Origin of the sequence: Segatella copri, from assembly GCF_002224675.1 — a bacterium.
Classification (GTDB): domain Bacteria; phylum Bacteroidota; class Bacteroidia; order Bacteroidales; family Bacteroidaceae; genus Prevotella; species Prevotella copri_U.
The window spans coordinates 1-17,223 of record NZ_NMPZ01000021.1; the positions used below are offsets into that span (position 1 = coordinate 1).

The 17,223-nt window shown below is 37.4% G+C and carries 16 protein-coding genes; 1 reads left to right on the plus strand and 15 read right to left on the minus strand.

Translation table 11 applies throughout. The features are described from left to right. Window positions 1-47: 47 nt before the first annotated feature. From CFT61_RS12085 to CFT61_RS12100, 4 genes are read right to left on the minus strand one after another with little or no spacing between them, the layout of a single operon-like run. Window positions 48-1,325 carry a PcfJ domain-containing protein gene (locus tag CFT61_RS12085; protein WP_089544681.1) on the minus strand — a complete coding sequence of 426 codons (1,278 nt, stop codon included), beginning with the start codon at window positions 1,323-1,325 and terminating at the stop codon, window positions 48-50. Next, window positions 1,322-1,747 carry a PcfK-like family protein gene (locus tag CFT61_RS12090; RefSeq protein WP_004312216.1) on the minus strand — a complete coding sequence of 142 codons (426 nt, stop codon included), beginning with the start codon at window positions 1,745-1,747 and terminating at the stop codon, window positions 1,322-1,324. The genes CFT61_RS12085 and CFT61_RS12090 overlap by 4 nt, the downstream gene beginning before the upstream one ends. Window positions 1,748-1,770: 23 nt before the next feature. Further along, window positions 1,771-2,010: a DUF6926 domain-containing protein gene (locus CFT61_RS12095; protein ID WP_089544682.1), complete on the minus strand. Its 240-nt coding sequence runs from the start codon at window positions 2,008-2,010 to the stop codon at window positions 1,771-1,773. Between the two features lie 12 nt (window positions 2,011-2,022). After that, window positions 2,023-2,238 (minus strand): hypothetical protein, encoded by a 216-nt coding sequence (locus CFT61_RS12100; RefSeq protein ID WP_005823733.1) that lies wholly within the window; start codon window positions 2,236-2,238, stop codon window positions 2,023-2,025. Between the two features lie 426 nt (window positions 2,239-2,664). Here CFT61_RS12100 and CFT61_RS17310 point away from each other — a divergent pair, with 426 nt between their 5' ends. Continuing rightward, on the plus strand, window positions 2,665-2,793 hold the full coding sequence (locus tag CFT61_RS17310; protein WP_254918964.1) for a hypothetical protein: 129 nt from the start codon (window positions 2,665-2,667) through the stop codon (window positions 2,791-2,793). Window positions 2,794-3,267: 474 nt separating this feature from the next. On the opposite strand, the gene CFT61_RS12110 is transcribed toward CFT61_RS17310, so the two are convergent. The 11 genes from CFT61_RS12110 to CFT61_RS12160 form a co-directional block, all read right to left on the minus strand. Further along, window positions 3,268-4,854: a vitamin K epoxide reductase family protein gene (locus CFT61_RS12110; RefSeq protein ID WP_089544684.1), complete on the minus strand. Its 1,587-nt coding sequence runs from the start codon at window positions 4,852-4,854 to the stop codon at window positions 3,268-3,270. A gap of 165 nt (window positions 4,855-5,019) precedes the next feature. Continuing rightward, window positions 5,020-7,263, minus strand: coding sequence for a peptidase domain-containing ABC transporter (locus CFT61_RS12115; RefSeq protein WP_089544685.1), 2,244 nt, complete (start codon window positions 7,261-7,263; stop codon window positions 5,020-5,022). After that, a complete protein-coding gene (gene gwsS / locus CFT61_RS12120; protein ID WP_089544686.1) occupies window positions 7,247-8,299 on the minus strand; it encodes a grasp-with-spasm system SPASM domain peptide maturase in 1,053 nt (350 codons plus the stop codon). The genes CFT61_RS12115 and gwsS overlap by 17 nt, the downstream gene beginning before the upstream one ends. Next, on the minus strand, window positions 8,296-8,508 hold the full coding sequence (locus tag CFT61_RS12125) for a hypothetical protein (protein ID WP_089544687.1): 213 nt from the start codon (window positions 8,506-8,508) through the stop codon (window positions 8,296-8,298). The genes gwsS and CFT61_RS12125 overlap by 4 nt, the downstream gene beginning before the upstream one ends. Beyond that, complete coding sequence (gene gwsG, locus CFT61_RS12130) at window positions 8,495-9,499, minus strand: grasp-with-spasm system ATP-grasp peptide maturase (RefSeq protein WP_089544688.1); 1,005 nt, start codon at window positions 9,497-9,499, stop codon at window positions 8,495-8,497. The genes CFT61_RS12125 and gwsG overlap by 14 nt, the downstream gene beginning before the upstream one ends. A gap of 60 nt (window positions 9,500-9,559) precedes the next feature. Then, the gene (locus CFT61_RS17025; protein ID WP_176425599.1) at window positions 9,560-9,727 is read right to left on the minus strand and encodes a hypothetical protein; all 168 of its coding nucleotides are present in this window, start codon (window positions 9,725-9,727) and stop codon (window positions 9,560-9,562) included. 11 nt (window positions 9,728-9,738) lie between these two features. Next, a complete protein-coding gene (locus tag CFT61_RS17030; RefSeq protein ID WP_176425600.1) occupies window positions 9,739-9,915 on the minus strand; it encodes a hypothetical protein in 177 nt (58 codons plus the stop codon). 896 nt (window positions 9,916-10,811) lie between these two features. After that, window positions 10,812-12,170, minus strand: coding sequence for a DUF6734 family protein (locus CFT61_RS12140; RefSeq protein ID WP_089544690.1), 1,359 nt, complete (start codon window positions 12,168-12,170; stop codon window positions 10,812-10,814). Window positions 12,171-12,174: 4 nt separating this feature from the next. Next, entirely contained in the window at window positions 12,175-14,439 is a 2,265-nt protein-coding gene (locus tag CFT61_RS12145) for a TonB-dependent receptor domain-containing protein (RefSeq protein WP_254918965.1), read from the minus strand. Between the two features lie 893 nt (window positions 14,440-15,332). Further along, on the minus strand, window positions 15,333-15,581 hold the full coding sequence (locus CFT61_RS12155) for a hypothetical protein (protein WP_089544693.1): 249 nt from the start codon (window positions 15,579-15,581) through the stop codon (window positions 15,333-15,335). Between the two features lie 157 nt (window positions 15,582-15,738). Further along, window positions 15,739-17,202: a PepSY-associated TM helix domain-containing protein gene (locus CFT61_RS12160; protein WP_089544727.1), complete on the minus strand. Its 1,464-nt coding sequence runs from the start codon at window positions 17,200-17,202 to the stop codon at window positions 15,739-15,741. Window positions 17,203-17,223 lie beyond the last annotated feature (21 nt).

Consider the following 17,223-nt stretch of genomic DNA (forward strand, 5'->3'; position numbering starts at 1 on the left):
GAAAGAAAGTGGCGGAACGAATTTTCATCGCTCCGCCGATATGGATTTTATGTTGTTGCAACCATTCGTTGCTCTATAAGTCTTGCATTGCTGTTCACCAAGTTGATGATGTCGGCATGGTGCTCGGTGTCCTTGTTCTGTAGTCCGTGGCATTGTACGACTTTCATCTGTTCGAGTGAAAACTCCACGGTCTCAACCCTTTGTTCGGCTATTCTTGCAGAGAAGATGATGCAGTCGGGATTGAGTGAGTAGTTTGTACCGCTGCCTACGCAATGATGCATCGCCTTACCCTCAAGAACGTGCTCCCTGACGCTTTCAAGCATTCTCACCACGATATTGCCGTCCGTGAACATCAAACCGAAGAAACGGCTCTTCATTTCCTTGAACTTGTCCTCGTTCTTCAATGCCTTGCGTATCTCCTCCTCGGTGCGCTCCTTTTCTTTCTTGGCTCTGATTTTCTCGGATATTCTGTCGTGCTCGGCTTCAAGGTTGTCGGGACAAATGTAATGTGGACTTCTGATGTCCTTGCCCATTTCTACCAACATACAGATGTAGTCCGCCCATTTGCCGATGTCTGTAATATGGTAATGGTTGCAGTTGGCAATCTTGTAGGCATTCCAACAAGTTTCCAAGTGCCGTGGGTGGTCTATGAAGTGGCGGACGTGTCCGTAACGACATTGTTTCATCATCGTTTCGATGCGGTGGTCTGTCAGCATTGCCTTGAACAATGTAAGCGGTTCGATGCCGTGAAAAGCTCCGTCAAAGCCATTGCGCCATATCTGAGAAATGACTTTCATATCGGGGCAGACCGGAAATGAAGCAATATGCTGATAGGTGGTGTTGTCCTTGCGCAGTTCAATGTCGGAGTCGTAGCAGAACGTGTCCATATAGATACCCATTGTGCGCTTGCGTGCCATAACCTCCACCTTGCCTTTCTCGTTCATCCAATAGCGTGCCACCTCCCAACAAAAGATGTCTGCCTTTTGTCCCTTGCGGTAGTATGCTTTCATCTGATATGCTCGCATAAGTTGCAGTCCCTTACGCTCGGTGAGTACGCTGAAATAGGTAGAAGACATTGCCTTCTGTCGCTTGGTGCGCTGCACTTCCAACTTTGCCTTACACTTCGGGCAGACACATTTGTCCGCATCCTCGTCCGTAGTCCAAGTGTGTCCGCAGTCCATGCAGGTGGTCTGTCCGTGCTTCAACTGAAAGGCATAGTGGTCAAGACATTCACGGAATGCCCATTGCATTTGCGCTCCCTTGATAGGTCGTAACCCCTTGTTTGAGGTTACGACTTGCTTCTGATATTTCGTTCTTGGTTTCATAACGTGTCGAATAATGATGGTTGGTGTACTTCTGTTTCCGTTCTCTGTGAGGTGCGTTTGGCGGTATCTCTGTTACGCATCTTGTTCATCTGCTCTTGCTGATATTGGCGGATGGCTTCCTGTCTTGCCTGTGCCTTCTCCTCCTCTGTGAGTTCGATGTGATGGTTAACAGACACTTGGCAGTTCAATGGTTTTCCTACCTCGATGTCCTTCTCCTCGTAGTAGTGGATGGCTTGCCCATATATCTCGTCATCGCAAAAGCCGTTGCAACCGCTCTTTTGTACCCAATTAAGGATATAGGTGACGCAATCGTCTATGTTCTTGTCGGGGTTGTCATACTTGGCTGCAAAGAGTTCGTCCTCCATTGCACGCTCCTCCAAATAGGCTTGTATGGTTCTCTTGAAATATTCTGTAGTGTTCATGTCTGATGTTGTTAAAGGGGTTGTTACTCGTGATAAATGATGTCGCAGTCCTCAACTTCTGTAGGCAGTCCGAAGAACGGATAATGGCTGAAGTAAGGTTCTGTGCACATGTCCTCGTTGTATCTCGGACTTACTATCTCAATATTGTTCTTGCGTATGGCTTCGTCCACCATACGGATTTCCTCGTCTGTCAGTCCGCTTGCATCGCCATTGATGATGTAGCAGAGTGCCCATGTAGGTATCGCTTCAATGCTTCTGTTCATATCGCTTGTACTTTAAAGTGTTAATAACCAAATGAATGTTCCAATCAGTACCACCATAGAAAGAATGGAAATGATGATGCCGAAGATGAACTTCACAATTCCCAATATGACTTCACCGACCATGCAGAGAGCCATATATCCCAACCAAGCCACCAAAGTGATGAGGGTTGAGCCGACTGCGGAGAGTAATCTCCACCAAGTCTGTGTTATATTGATGTTTGTTGTCATATAGCCTTGAATTAAATTTATTTGCGGTTCCAGGAACTGAAGGGAAGTTCTCGTTTCTTCACCTTTTTGTCGCTTCCTTTTCCGACATTTTTTTTGCGTCTTCCTGTCGCATCGGTCGTTTCGTTTCAGGTGCCTTTCAAGGGCGGCGAGGCTGGAAATACAAGGTTTTTTAGAAAAATACTACCCAACGGTGTGGAGATTTTTTCGAAAACCGAAGGCTCGACCTTTTATTTCCAAAGCCCACTGCCATACCTTTGCACCTGCACGATAACGGTTGATGCCAAAAGGAAAGACCTTGTGGAGGAAAGAAAATCAGAGCGGCAAATGAAAATAGAAACTTCACGGAAGTTTTTGGACTGTACGATTATCGCATACCCATTTCTGAGAAATGGATACAATTACTGTCTTGCAAATGTTTTTAGGAAAATGGAAATCGCATACAAGAATGGCACAGCCTTCAGAGAAATTCCGGTGAAAGAAGAGTATGGCTTGTCCATGCTTCTTGCATCGGGTTTTCTCCAAGGCTGTGCTGCCAAGCATGAAAGTGGTCGTTGAGGTTTACATCAATGACTTCTTTCTTGCGGTGGAGTATGCAAACAAAATGGTACGGCAAATCAAGGAATGGTGTTTCTTTTGATCGGTTAGCCTGCAACCGACAAAAAGAAGCACTTTTCCTCATGCCGTACTACTGAGACATGAAAGGGTGGCGTGCCACTGTTTCATGTCGTTTGGATTGTGCGATAAAAATGAAACTGCGAGTTGTGGCTATAAAAGTCAGCCGTTGTCAGCATGGCAAGAAAATGAAAAGACCTTGGCTGTATAGTCTTGAAGAATTTCAAGGCATACTGCCAAGGTTTTTTCCTTGCCGTGCCATAGTCGGAGAAAGTTAGTCTGAGTACGAGGACTGTCTTTCAGCGACGACGACTGAGTTTTATATTGTATATGCTAAATACTAGAGCATATAAGATAAGAACATTTTGCATTTTTGTCCTCCCTTAGAATGGACTTACTTTTTGCAACTCCATACATTCACTCAGATTTTATAAATTGTATGTTGTGTAATAAATCATCAAATCTGTAAAAAGTCGTCGGCCATACTTGATTCCCTATAATGAGCGCTGGTACATCATCTAAACAATATTTCTCTTCAAATTTTTGTACTATTTGTATCTTCTTATTCAATAATTCAATGGACAAATCTTGAGGCATTCCCCATTTCTTTAACCATCTTTTAATAGGTATATCATAGATAAAGATGTCATCACATGCTTTCTCTAAATCTGTAGTTTCTTGCATCTCTATCAATTTCAGAAAAACATATTTAGAAATACCATCAAGAGTCTTCGTATCAATTAATAATTTTATCACATATTCTGAAGGATGATAGAACTTTAGTAAACGTACATTTTTATATGTATCTTTACAATAGTTACAGGATAATGAGAGAACCATAATTATGTTTTTCTCACCATTTCCCCCTAAAGGTATTAGGGGTAATTTTGTACAAGCATCTGCATCAATTTGACGAAGATTTGAAAAAAAATATTTTAATACTTGGGGGTTATAATATATTTGATCTTTATAATCTATTTCTATATGTGACATTATCATTTTTCTTAAAGTCATTTTCACAAAGAAGGCAATACAAATGGAAATCAATCCTATTAAAATATTAATTGAACACGCATTACAATCAAAAGCCAGTGGAAAACAATTTTCTAACACACAAACCTGAAGACTCACACACACAGATGTTAGAAGGCAGATGACACAATAATTCCTTAAGTAAACTTGATATATGATTGAATACACAACTATTGCTACAGAAGGAATGATTAGTAACTTATTGATAAATAATATGTTATAATCAAAAACTGCGCAATAAGCTGTGATGGTAGAATAGACCATAAACAGAAAAGAGAGATCAGATAGAGATATATTTCTCAGTAATTTTGAGCCTACAGAGTGAATGACAGAAAAACAGTCTCCTCCCTTTATTAAATGGCAGACAGATTGAACTTTTTGGTTATAATATCCCAAAGAAGTCTGTAACGATAGCCATGATATAAAACTTCCAGTTATGCCTATCAATAGTAGTGCAATGACCGATACTGGTATGCGATAGGAATAAAATAAATAAAAGGATGAGATTAAGAACATGGATATCACTCCAACCAAAAATTTCTTGCTGTATTCTCCTTTAATACACACATTAGGTGCTTGTGTCACGACAGACTTTTCTTTGATAGAAATTATATAGCCTGTCCATTTTCCCAGAGCATCTTGATAGGTTATCTTCTGGACATTACCCGTCTGAATATCTGTGATTTCAACAAATGATGGAGACTTTAAAACAAGAACGGTCATAAAGACACCTTGATTCTTGAACAAAGCAAGAAAATGATCTGGTAATAAAGAAATTTTATCAGATGGTACTTTTGCTATGAAATTATCTACGCCAAAAGTCATCAACATTTGTGATATCATAGGCAATGTTGGAGAGAAATTCATGCGTTTAACTTCCTTGTCCCAGTCACTACGAAAGATATTATAATGATACTCTTCTAACAGAGAAGATAAAAGAGAATAGACGTTGTTTCGAGAATTTATCATCATGCAGTTTTATTTATAAAATAGTTTATAATTCTTTGGAGGATAGAGGTGTTACCTGTTTTGAGAAGTGCCAACGATAGGAAAACTATACCAGCAGTGACAAAAATGATACCTAACCCATATTTGACAAATGAATAATTTTTCTTTAAGTTGTTCGTTACCATAATTCTAATTTCCTAATTCTAATTGGTTTTTCACTAAATTATAATATGCTCCTTTCATCTTGATGAGTTCTATATGCGTACCACATTCTATGATGCGTCCTCTTTTAAGAACAATAATCTGATTCGCATTTTTTACAGTGCTGAGTCGGTGAGCTATTTTTATGACCGTTTTACCTTTAAGGAAAGTGTCAAGATTATCATATATTTTGCGTTCATTCTCCGCATCTAATGAAGAGGTAGCTTCATCAAATAGAATGAAATTAGGGTTCTTGTAAACTGCTCTAGCTATCAAAATACGTTGACGCTGACCTCCAGAGATTCCATTACCTCCAGCCCCCAGCATTGTATAAAGACCTTGAGGCAGACTTTTGACGAAATCCTCTAATTCGGCTATTTGCACAGCTCGCCAAAGCATTTTTTTATCAATAGTTTCTGCACCTGTTGCAATGTTACGCTCTAACGTATCTGAAAATATATATCCATCCTGCATCACTACTCCGCAACAGAATCGCAGACTTTTTGCTGAAATATCTTTTAAATTGATACGGTCGTAATATATGTCGCCTGTATAATTATTGTAAAATTTGAGTAGCACTTTCATTAGCGTAGTCTTACCACTACCACTTTCCCCCACAATAGCTGTTGTCTTACCAAAAGGAATAGTACAGCTTATGTCGTCAAGGACTTTCGGAGAACGCGGTCCATAGTAATGAAAATCAATATGATTTAAATGGATAGCCTTGCCGTCCTCGGTCGGCATTCTTTTCAACGAAATGTTGGCATCGAAATCCTCATTTTTCATTGCTTGCACCTCAGTGAGTCTGTCATAACTAAGTTTAGCATATTGTAAACTTCTAATAAACTCAATAATCTGTTGAATCGGTTCATTCAAAGTTCCAATGATGTAAGAAATTGCCAATAGTGTTCCTATGGTCATATTCCCCAATATAACCTCCTTTGCTGCTATAAAGATTACTATAATATCTTTAAGTTTATTAAATGAAGAAAAACCGATACTCTGTAGCTGATTAACTTTCAACGTTTTGAAGTCTATATTAAATAATTTAATCTGGCTATTCTTCCAACGATCGAGCTTATATTGTTCTGTACCATTAAGTTTAATATCAGCAATACCATTGACAAGTTCAAATATGTCCTGTTGGTTGTCACGTTGGACGCGGAATCTATTGTAATCAAGTCTCTTTTCCTTTCCAACAAAATATATAGACCAAAGAATCGATACCACAGTCATACCGATGTATATAAGCAAAATGTCCGTATTGTAGTATGTCAATAATACAAAGTACACAACGAATGTTAGAAAAGAAAATATCACAGTTATGCTCTCCGATGTAAGGAAATTTTGTATTCTGTTATGGTCATGAATGCGCGAAGTGAAATCACCCAACTGCTTAGTGTCAAAGAATTTGAAAGGTAATTTTACAATTTTAGACAAGAAATTTGAAATAATCTCTATATCAATCAAAGAATTACAATATAACAACACCCAATTTCTGACAATCTCTATAATTGTAGAACCTAAAAAAATAAATAATTGAGCCAGAAGAAAAATGAAAATGAAGTTGATGTTCTTATTTGCAATCCCTACATCAATAAGTGATTGGGTTAAGAAAGGGAAAAACATAGCAAAGAGACTGCTAAAAAACATTCCCCAGAAGAGAATCTGATATTCCTTTTGGAATTTTTTGAAGATATTTATTACATTTTTTTTCAGTTTATTCGGCTGCTTATGAGGCTGATGGTTCACAAAAATCTTGCCAGGAGTTAAGAGTAATCCTATACCTTTTTTGTCGATTCCACACCAATGTTCTTGAAACTGATTCTCGGTTAGTTTTATTAAGCCGAAAGTTGGATCTGAGATATAGAATAAATATTTTTTACTAAAAAATTTCTTCTGGATTTTATAGAGCACAACAAAATGACAATTATCCCAATGCAAAATGCATGGAAAAGGATGTTTTTTAATCATTTCTTCAGCTGTAACCCTAACAGCTAATGTATCAAAACCTATTTCATTGGCTGCATCTTCAATACCAAGTAGACTAACTCCATCCTTAGACAAATGACAATATTCCCTTAATTCTTGGATGGAGTATTTCTTGCCATAATAAGACGAGACTGCAGATAGTGCAGCTGGACCACAATCCATTTGGTCATATTGAAAATAGCATGGAAACTTTCCTAATAAGCCATTTACCTTGTCTACAAGTTTATTTATGCTCATCATTCCAAATTAATTTATAAGGGTCATAATTACATCCAACAGGTTTGCTGCCATTATCAACTTGATGACCAGCTCTACAATCTATACAATTATAACGAAGTTCACAATCCTTGCAAACTTTGATATTGTCTTTTTTTATACTCCAACATTGGCGAAATTCCTTAGAATATACAATTTCAGCAAGGCCGTTTGAAACATCATATTCCTTATCTAAAGCAAGACAATTTTTTACAGAACCAGATTCGTTGATTGCAATCTTCTTATATAAGCAAGAATTATAGCACTTGCTTACTTCATAGAGTTCTTCATTAAAAAATTGCATTGTGTATTTGCTAATTTTTCCGCAATGTTTTGCATCTAGTGGATGCTTTATTGCTATGATTTCTCCCATAAGCAGATTCTCGTTTCCTGATGGTTTAACGTTAAATGGAAAAACCTTTGATTGTGGCTGATTATACAGATACACTCTGCTTACTGCCGCATTTTTTAAAATAAGTTTATTCCACGCTTGCATTGGAGTTTTATGACTATCTGCAATATGTATATCAACGCATTCAAAATCCATTGTGCAGATTCTATTTACGACATCCACAATATAGGGATAGTTGCTTGATGGGCTAAATCGGATTTGCAAATATGGGCATTGCATAGAATTCAACTCCTTAAGATATGAGTACATTTCTTCCATGTTCGATACTATTGGATTAAACTCAACAATGGCATCATTTATAGGAAAAAGTGAATCATGAACCACATGGCACTTGGGAGGGAAGAGACTAATATCCTTAGTGAGGAAAGCATATTCCTTATCAATCATGAAATTTATATACTTCTCAAAGTTTCCCATCGATGAGTCACTTATTTTTTCTGCAATTTCGCCAATCTGATGTCTATCTAACAATTTAGTAATCATGTAATAATCGTTAGGAATATATTCCCACGATTTACGTGAGAAATCCTGTAGAAGAGTCTTGCTATATCCTTTAGTCATCTGGCAAGAAGAAGATACTATAAAATATAAATTTTTATTGTATTTCATTTTTTTACAAATTGAGTAAGTTCATATGGAAGACATATTTTTCGATTAGGATTGTAATGACGCATTTCGACCGCATGTATATTATTGTTGTATTTCATCAGACGGTTTTCAGCCTCTATACTTACCATTTCATTATAATAAATGACTTTGAAGAAGAGTGGCAAATTTTTAATTTGCTCATCTGTTAATATCTTTTTATTGATGTCCATAAGCTAAATAGTTTGCTATTTTCTGTTCTAAATCATAATTGCATGGCTGACTAGTCATTCCAAACTGACCTACAGGATTTATTTCCAAAAAGACATAATGCCCTTTCTTATCAACTATAAAGTCTGCAGAACCACAATTTAAATCATACTTCTTATAAATTGCATTCAGTTTTGTCTCTATATCTATAGGTAGTTGATAAGGTTCGGTTCTGTTTGGTTTGGTATTACTGTATTTTCTGAAATCCACTTTTGTTTGCTCATTACTTTGAGAGAAAATAGCCATAGAATAGAATTTCCCTTCAAGATAAAAAGAGCGAATTTCATAGGATTTGTCAATGATACTTGTGACCAAAGATGGAAATAGTGGTATATCTTTATCATAGAAATCCGCCTTATTGTGAGCCTCTGTGTATGTGTAGTATGATATCTTGTCAAACACATTGTAGATGCCATTATATATCGCTTTTGTAACGAATGGATCACTGATATTGTAAAGGTTTTGAAGTTGATTGTAGTTTGTAATCACTGCAAAATTAGGAGTTTCTAATCCTAATTCTCGTGCTGTATCCAATACTTCCAAACGATTCAAGCTCATAGCGTGAGGATTACCTATTTTAATTTTACAATGTTTGTACAGTGTTGTAAAGATATAATCGCGAAGGTCGTTCATTTCCATGAAAGCTATACTCTTACTGCCATGAATTAACGCAGAAAGATCATGCTCGTCCACGATAAACTTATCAGGTAAACTTTTTGTGAAATTTTTCATTCCTAACCCACTTCTTCTCCACCAGGTAGCCGAAGCATTGAGAATATTAAAAACTCTACCTGTACGAATATTTTTAAACAGAATTTTTTCATTATCTATACCTATTAGCATATTTTCTGCCGTATCAGGCTCTATGATAATCACATCCTGTTTCATCTGTTTTAATCGCTTAGCTACATCTATAGTTGAGAGATCATTTTCATTAGAAAAAATTACTATCATCTTCTTCTGAATTAAGCAAAGAGCGGAGGGGAGGATTGGCTCCTCTTCGTTCTTCTAAATTTAAATATCTACATCACAAGATTTCTGGTCTGCATCTCTGTTGTTGCTTGTTGTACTACAGTTAACAGTTCCAGAATAATCACCAGTGCTACCACCACAAATGGCTAACATGGATTCAACTTCCAGACTATCATGCTGAAAAATTGATAAGTCTATTTTTTTATCCATTGAATGCAAGATTAATCTGTGTCCATATCACAAGTTTTATTGTCACCATCTGCACCTGTCGTACATGTTAAACAACCACAAGTACCAGTATCATTATGGGTATGACCACCACTTCCACCCATGACATTCAACATATCATCAATTCTGATACTAGATACCTTAAAATCAGCTAATTTAAATTTTTCCATATCAATTATGATTAACTTAGATAAAAGCCAAACATGAATCATTTTCCTATTATGCCTTAGACCGTTCTGACCAAGAAAAGGGTAGCCACTTAACTGTCGCTAACGGTATTCCTGCTCCAATAGGGAGTTTTTTCTATGATTCTGGGAGTTTTTATCTAATGAATTTATATATGGTCCTCTGAGAGACTTTCACTTTCCCATTGGACTAATTACCAATCTACATCACATGTTTTGTGATCTGCATCACTGCCATTGCATTGGGTCTGGCAATGGACCGTTCCTGACGAATCACTTGAACCACCTGACGTGTGAAGCATCTCATTGATAGCAAGACTGTTCTCTTTAAACTCGGAGAGATTAATTTTTTTCATTGATAACCCTTTTTATAGTTAGACAATATGTGTTCTTTTAAGGCATCCACTTCTTCCCATTGGACTAATTACCAATCTACATCACATGTTTTGTGATCTGCATCACTGCCATTGCATCTGGTCTGGCATTGGACCGTTCCTGACGAATCACTTGAACCACCTGACGTGTGAAGCATCTCATTGATAGCAAGACTGTTCTCTTTAAACTCAGAGAGATTAATCTTTTCCATTGATACTTTTTTTATAGTTAGACAATATGTGTTCTTTTAAGGCATCCACTTCTTCCCATTGGACTAATTACCAATCTACATCACATGTTTTGTGATCTGCATCACTGCCATTGCATCTGGTCTGGCAATGGACCGTTCCTGACGAATCACTTGAGCCACCTGACGTGTGAAGCATCTCATTGATAGCAAGACTGTTCTCTTTAAACTCGGAAAGATTAATTTTTTCCATTGATACTTTTTTTATTGTTAGACAATATGTGTTCTTTTAAGGCATCCACTTCTTCCTATATCTATTCTATTGCTTAAGCAATATCCTATCATATTCCTGTTTCGTTACAGGAAGCATCACTCCTATATCCACGAGCAAGAAAATTCGTTTCCAAAGAACTTTGATGTAATTCTGCTTTTCGGAGTCAGGAAAAGACTCGTCAAGATACGTCAAAGCTTTAATTTCAAACACCTTACGCTCGCAAGCTCTTCCGACTGCCTCAAAAATAATCTTATCTATTCTCAAGGCAGGAAATGACAACTCGCTATTCCGCAAACCTTTTACGATGATTCTATCATCTTCAAGATGAAAATCAGTAGTTCGCATTATGTAAAAAATCGTATTAGTAGACAGCAGTTGCTGAAGTTCCCAACTTTTACCCAGTGAAGTCACTTCTCGCATGAGTACAGAAGTATTTTTGGGTAATTGTACTTTACCTAACACAAGTTTTCTCATGTAGTCTTGCTCTAATAAAGATGTACATTCTGTGGTATACTCATAGTCTGAGGCTGTAAATATCTCAGGCAAAGCAAACAACCGCTCTAGTCTTTGATAATATTCCGGATAATATCTTATAACGAAAGACTCCATTTTCTTACATACCTGCAATTGCTTTTTATAGAAACCAAGAAGATGTAAGTATTTTCTTTTGTCAGGTACTTCATCGAAATTGGCAAAATCATGATATTGATTATCACCAATGTTTTCATGTATAAAGCAGCCTGTAGTTTTGCCTTCGGAAAGCACCATCTCATATAGTAAAACTTGTTCAAAGAATATATTGAAATTAGTTCCCTGCAGCTTATTTACCATTTTGATATTTTTATCTACAAAATCAAATGCCTTATAGGTATATCGCTGAATAAAATCAATATCTGTACCTCCAAAAATGCCCATATTATAAGCTTTATTATCAATATGAAGGTCATATCGTTTCATTTCCTCTGGCATATAGCTGATAGCATGACGGATATCACGCCACATCTTTCCATAATAGTCAGTTGTGGTTTCTTCATTCTGGACAATGAGATCATGATTCTTTAGGCTTTCATCAATTTTTGTCCAAATGAAAACATCGCCATCAACATGGATAAATGGTTCCTTTATAGACTGGTAGGCCTTAATTTTTGCCAATGCCCACAAGTTCGGATTATAATGATTCAGGCAGTCAAGAGATACGATTACATCCGTATATGGCAAGTGCAATTTGTTGATAAGAACATCATATCCTTGACTGTCGGTTACCAAAGTAACATCATCATAATAACGTCGTAACTGATTACAACTAATAATCCAACTCAGATAGTTGAATATAGGTAAAAGCCATCCATAACTATCGGTCAGGCTGTTCTTGTTACCGGTCCAAAAACTTTGTATAATTTTCATTTTCTTATTTCTTTATATCAGGCAAGCGATTAGTCTCATTGTTGCTGATGTTTATATCTGCCTTTTTAGCTTTTTGCTTGCCGAAATTATAAGTCAATCCCACACGGAATGAGGTGTTGTCATTGTTTATTCTGTTTCTAAAGACATAATCTTTATATTCAGTTCTGTTATTGCTCTTAGTACCACTAAAGATGTCTTGGGCTTGTATATTCAAAAGAAGTTTGTTCTTAATAATATCAATCTTGCATCCTAAGCCGACACAATCGATGTTTCCAGTGTGAAAGGATTCTTCTATTCCTGGAAGCACATGATAATAGTTCGCATAAAAGTTCAAGACTTTGTAACGGTAATTTAAATTGGCAGAAAAAGATGTGTTCAGACTTCGCAAATCTTTGTCATCCAGCTCGTCAATGTAAGATTTTGCTTTAACGTAGAACATAGATACACTTGAATACAAATTGAATTTTCCAAATGAGAAATTATAACTAGCATCCGTACCAAAAGTATTAATGGTAAGACAATTCTTTGGAGAATACTTGGTGAACAAGTCATTCACTACCTGAGTCAGATTCTGTATGGCATCAGATGTGTGATAATAATACAGGTTAAAAGAGAAATTCCCTTTAAACACATAGTTAAACTCCAAATTGTCCATGACCGATGGTGTAAGTCTATCATTACCTTCGGTGTATGTGTAGGTGTTACGAAAAACACGTGTAGGATTCATATCATTCATAGAAGGTCTGTCAATACGTTTGCTGTAGCTTAAGGCAAAGGAATGATTATCTGAAGGATTGTATGAGATTTCTGCAAATGGAAACCAGTGATCATATTTATTAGAAACGGACAGTCCTTCCAAGGTTATTCCATCATCATTGGTGTGTTCATACCGTAAACCAGCTTTGGCGTAAAAAGAACCAAACATTCGGTTGACATCTGCATAGAAGGCTGTTACCGTTTCTTTATATAAAAAACCATTTCTAATTCCAAACTCAGAGACATTATTGGTCCTGAAATGGGAATATTTTCCACCTAACTCAAAATTTAGCCAAGTAAATGGAAGGTTTAAATCTGCGCTCAGGGTATTGACGATATAGCTATAATCATTATTGCTGTTCGAGAAGCTGTGTGCTGTACTCGAATCAAAATTCTGATTAATTTTGTCAATGACATGGATATAGTTGTAATTTATCGTTATTTTTTTTCCTAAGCTATCAAGTTTCCAGTCCACATAGGGGGAGATTGTCTCCAAACGGTATTTATCGTGATTCGACTCGGAATAAGAATTCGATGGATATGCGTCTGCATTGAAAGTCATCTGCCCTATTTGGTGGGCTTTACTGCGAGAATTATTTAATGTTGCAAAAAATCCCAAATTCAAATCGCCTAATTGGTAATTGCTATTTAGATTCTGGCCTAGTATGTCATACCTATTTAAAGTATTGTCGGTCGTAAAGCGCATATAGTCAGGATAAGAATAAGTATTCTGTACTATTTGGCGGCGCTTTTCATTGGAATTATTTATTTTGTATTCAACAGAAAAATTGCCTGAAGAAAAAGACAGTCCAAATCCTTCTTCTGCGCTAAAGTGAGAGCGTTGTGTTAACACCGTGTGGACATTCCCATCAAACCCCACAGGCTTACTCTTTAGAATAATATTGATTACTCCGCAATTGCCTTCTGCATCAAATTCGGCAGAAGGATTGGTTACAAGTTCTATTTTGCTTACATTTTCAGATGGTAAGGTGCGTAGGTACATATCCAAATCTTTACCATCTAAGTTAATGCGATGGCCATTAACCAAAACAACTACACCGTTTTTGCCAATAATCTTTATTTCATCACTTGTCGGATCTATACGAGGAATATTATGGAGCATATCTCGCATATTGAAACCACTGGCAAAGGGACTGTTTTGAACAAGATAAACAAGTTTGCCAGCTTTCTGGCTAAATAGTCTGCGCTGAGAGGTAATCATCACCTCATTCAGTGTGTGCTCCTTCACAGTCAACATGATATCGCCCAAATCAACATTGTTGTGTACGTCAATGGTGTCAGCTTTTAATATATCACCTAATTGTCTGTATCTGACGACAAACTTTCCTGACGGTAAAGAGAATGTAAACTTTCCTTGATTATCAGAAAAACCACTGGAGATAGTTTCTCCATCAAGATGACTTACTATTATTTCCGTGGCTTCCAACGGTAAAGAGCCTTCTGCTTTATCAAATAGTCTTCCTGTTAAATTCCATTCTTGAGCAAATGCCATATTATTCGATATGGATAATGCTATAATAATTATAAACCTTAGTTTCATAATAATGCAACGAGTCCGCTTGAGAAAATTTTCTGCTATCCTTGCATGACTTGGTAACTATAGTTTTTAAAGCCTTAGCCATAGGAAAGAAAAACTCAAGTTTTCTCCTTTTTTAAATGTTATACATATTGCGGAGGTATACAGCCTCTTTCTTTCCATTTGCAAAAGTACTAAAAATGCAGATACGAAGAACTTTTATGTTGATATTTTAAACTGAATTAAACTTATAAACAGCAAAATTATACTTACTTAAACAAAACTGTGTCTTTTATTACAAAAATACGGTTCTAACGTGACTTTTGTCTATTGGTCTTTAGTGTTATCTTTCAAATTCATATTTACATTTTGCACATGAGAATAAAATTAAACTATCATGGTTGAACACAAACGTTATTAAAACAAAAACTGCGATTAGAAAATCCTCACTTTGGGCTGGAATCCTAATCGCAGTGTAGAACATGTATATAATAATACAGTTCTGAGTTCTACTGTGTTTTATTGATAGTTTCATAAGATAGGCTTCACCTAGGCAATTGAAGCAAGCTTCATTGCTCTCGATTTGCACTATCATTGATAACATTGCACGGAACTTGCCCGTGCAAACTTTAAAAGTTAGTTCTCGCATAACCAAGACAGCACAAAGGCAACGCTTACCCTTGGCATTGCATACAGAATTATGAAAAGTCGGATTTGTCTGCCCTTTGTTCCTGAATAGATGACACATTAAATGTCCTTGTTTATGTAATGCTTATGTCAGCTCTTACTCGTAGCCCTTGTTCTGCTTCAGCTTTTTGTTCAGATCCAGACATCTTTGCAGTATGGAGGTTGTACCACGTACTCGCACACTATTGAGCATAGCTCATACGATCCAGACCGTTGGATGTCACATTGACACCAGCAGCCTGACCACTCAACACGTAAAGGGCATTGTTGGCCGCACCCTTGTTGGAATGATTTCCAACTATTTTTATAATATTACTTCCATTGTCAATGGAGTCTTTCCGTTCTGCAGGAACTTGCTTTTGTGCATGAGCCAAAGAACTGCAAAAGAGTGCAATGAGAAGTAATGTAAAGTCTTTTTTTCTCTTTGCCATTTTCAATTTCTCTTACTTTGGTTATGGATGATTTCCGATACGCAAAGATAAGGTGCAATACATTAAAAAACGTATATAAACTCCAATATTTATGTATTTTTACCTCGCCACCATCAGTTTGTTTTCGCATTTAATGAGAATTGGATTTTGTGCAATGTTATTTCTTTTTTAATCTAATTTTATAGCCCGACCACAAGCACCAAAACGCAAGAATGCCCATAACAAAGATGAATATGTATGTGGCTATCGTTCCAATGAAAATTCTGCCACTATGCACCTCTAATGCCACATTCCAAAGCGACATCGGAAGTTGGTTCATGCTCGAAGGTTGAGGGGCAAAGTTTGTTCCCTCGTAATATTCCGCTACGACAGGGGTGGAAAAGTCTTGGCTCATACCTGCGACTGCTTTCTTTCCGAATGGTGCTCCTGCTTCATTCGGTGCAGGTTTGTTCGTAAAGTAATCGGTAGCAGTTCCTTGTCGTCTGTCCCAAACAAACAAGCCGCTAAATGAACCGCAAAGCCATCTACCATTTGCATCTTTCTGTAATACATTCAATCCCATCACGCTGACAGGTGGAACAGAAGTAATAATTTTCACTGTAGCATTTTTGATATTCAATGAATAGAATCCTTCCGATGAGGATAACAGCCAATCATGGCAGTTCTCATCATAACGAATTATGCGGAGCTTGTCGTTCCAAGGATTCTTGCTTCTGAGTGTTGTGCCTGGGATAGACGGAATCTTGCTTAACACTAATGCTATAATCACAGGAGGGCGGAGACACCAACCCGTCAGTGCAATCAAGAGCGCAAGTATGATAGTATATCGCCCGATTCTGTCATGCAGATGAAGCGAGGTTTGCAGTAATGCCTTTCGCTTCGGTCTCAGCCAAAAGACGAAACCCGTAATACAGAGAACCACAAGAATAATGGCTATGGCATCAACCACAATCTTTCCAGTTATTCCGAAAAGTTCTCCACTATGGAGTAGCCAAACGGTACGAAAGGCAGTTACTTTGCCGTCATAATCCTTTGGCGCATGAAGTTGAATGCGCTTAAAAGTCTTATAAGGAGGAAGCGAGGTATAGACAAAGGAACGACTGAGCACTACAAGGGTGTCGCCATGCGAAGCGATGTCCGTAAATTTCTCCTCATCCTCCAGTGACATATTCACCTCATGCCATTTGTTATGCACTCCATAGCGATAAAGCCCGAAAGGTGAGACTGCAAATATCCTTCCATTATCAAGCCTTATGACATTTTTGATTTGACGATAGTCTGCACCTTCTGGCAACCCCTCATTGAAATCCTTGAAGTAGGAAGCCTTGGAGTCGGTGAGCCAGATGCCACCATTGCCATAAAGCAACAGTTGGCGACAAGAATCCACATTCCTCATGGAATCTACCATTAAATCCTTGCCAATGTCAAGCGTGCCTCGTAGCAATCCACCGTTCCAATTCCGAAACTCATAACGACTTGGCAGGTACTTCCTGCTCACGTTCACATCCTTGATGAGTGAACGATGATTGAGCAGGATGCCTGACACGCAGAACATCAGCATGAAGAAGCTCAAGCCGATACCAAGCCATTTATGTTGTTTTCTCCAAGTTCCTTTCTTCATTGATTTCCTTATCTGATTATC

What these genes read in the sequence shown, in the direction of transcription:
- CFT61_RS12085 (WP_089544681.1), bottom strand. Translation starts at nt 1,325, where the DNA reads ATGAAACCAAGAACGAAATATCAGAAGCAAGTCGTAACCTCAAACAAG.
- CFT61_RS12090 (WP_004312216.1), bottom strand. Translation starts at nt 1,747, where the DNA reads ATGAACACTACAGAATATTTCAAGAGAACCATACAAGCCTATTTGGAG.
- CFT61_RS12095 (WP_089544682.1), bottom strand. Translation starts at nt 2,010, where the DNA reads ATGAACAGAAGCATTGAAGCGATACCTACATGGGCACTCTGCTACATC.
- CFT61_RS12100 (WP_005823733.1), bottom strand. Translation starts at nt 2,238, where the DNA reads ATGACAACAAACATCAATATAACACAGACTTGGTGGAGATTACTCTCC.
- CFT61_RS17310 (WP_254918964.1), top strand. Translation starts at nt 2,665, where the DNA reads ATGGAAATCGCATACAAGAATGGCACAGCCTTCAGAGAAATTCCGGTG.
- CFT61_RS12110 (WP_089544684.1), bottom strand. Translation starts at nt 4,854, where the DNA reads ATGATGATAAATTCTCGAAACAACGTCTATTCTCTTTTATCTTCTCTG.
- CFT61_RS12115 (WP_089544685.1), bottom strand. Translation starts at nt 7,263, where the DNA reads ATGATGAGCATAAATAAACTTGTAGACAAGGTAAATGGCTTATTAGGA.
- gwsS (WP_089544686.1), bottom strand. Translation starts at nt 8,299, where the DNA reads ATGAAATACAATAAAAATTTATATTTTATAGTATCTTCTTCTTGCCAG.
- CFT61_RS12125 (WP_089544687.1), bottom strand. Translation starts at nt 8,508, where the DNA reads ATGGACATCAATAAAAAGATATTAACAGATGAGCAAATTAAAAATTTG.
- gwsG (WP_089544688.1), bottom strand. Translation starts at nt 9,499, where the DNA reads ATGATAGTAATTTTTTCTAATGAAAATGATCTCTCAACTATAGATGTA.
- CFT61_RS17025 (WP_176425599.1), bottom strand. Translation starts at nt 9,727, where the DNA reads ATGGATAAAAAAATAGACTTATCAATTTTTCAGCATGATAGTCTGGAA.
- CFT61_RS17030 (WP_176425600.1), bottom strand. Translation starts at nt 9,915, where the DNA reads ATGGAAAAATTTAAATTAGCTGATTTTAAGGTATCTAGTATCAGAATT.
- CFT61_RS12140 (WP_089544690.1), bottom strand. Translation starts at nt 12,170, where the DNA reads ATGAAAATTATACAAAGTTTTTGGACCGGTAACAAGAACAGCCTGACC.
- CFT61_RS12145 (WP_254918965.1), bottom strand. Translation starts at nt 14,439, where the DNA reads ATGGCATTTGCTCAAGAATGGAATTTAACAGGAAGACTATTTGATAAA.
- CFT61_RS12155 (WP_089544693.1), bottom strand. Translation starts at nt 15,581, where the DNA reads ATGGCAAAGAGAAAAAAAGACTTTACATTACTTCTCATTGCACTCTTT.
- CFT61_RS12160 (WP_089544727.1), bottom strand. Translation starts at nt 17,202, where the DNA reads ATGAAGAAAGGAACTTGGAGAAAACAACATAAATGGCTTGGTATCGGC.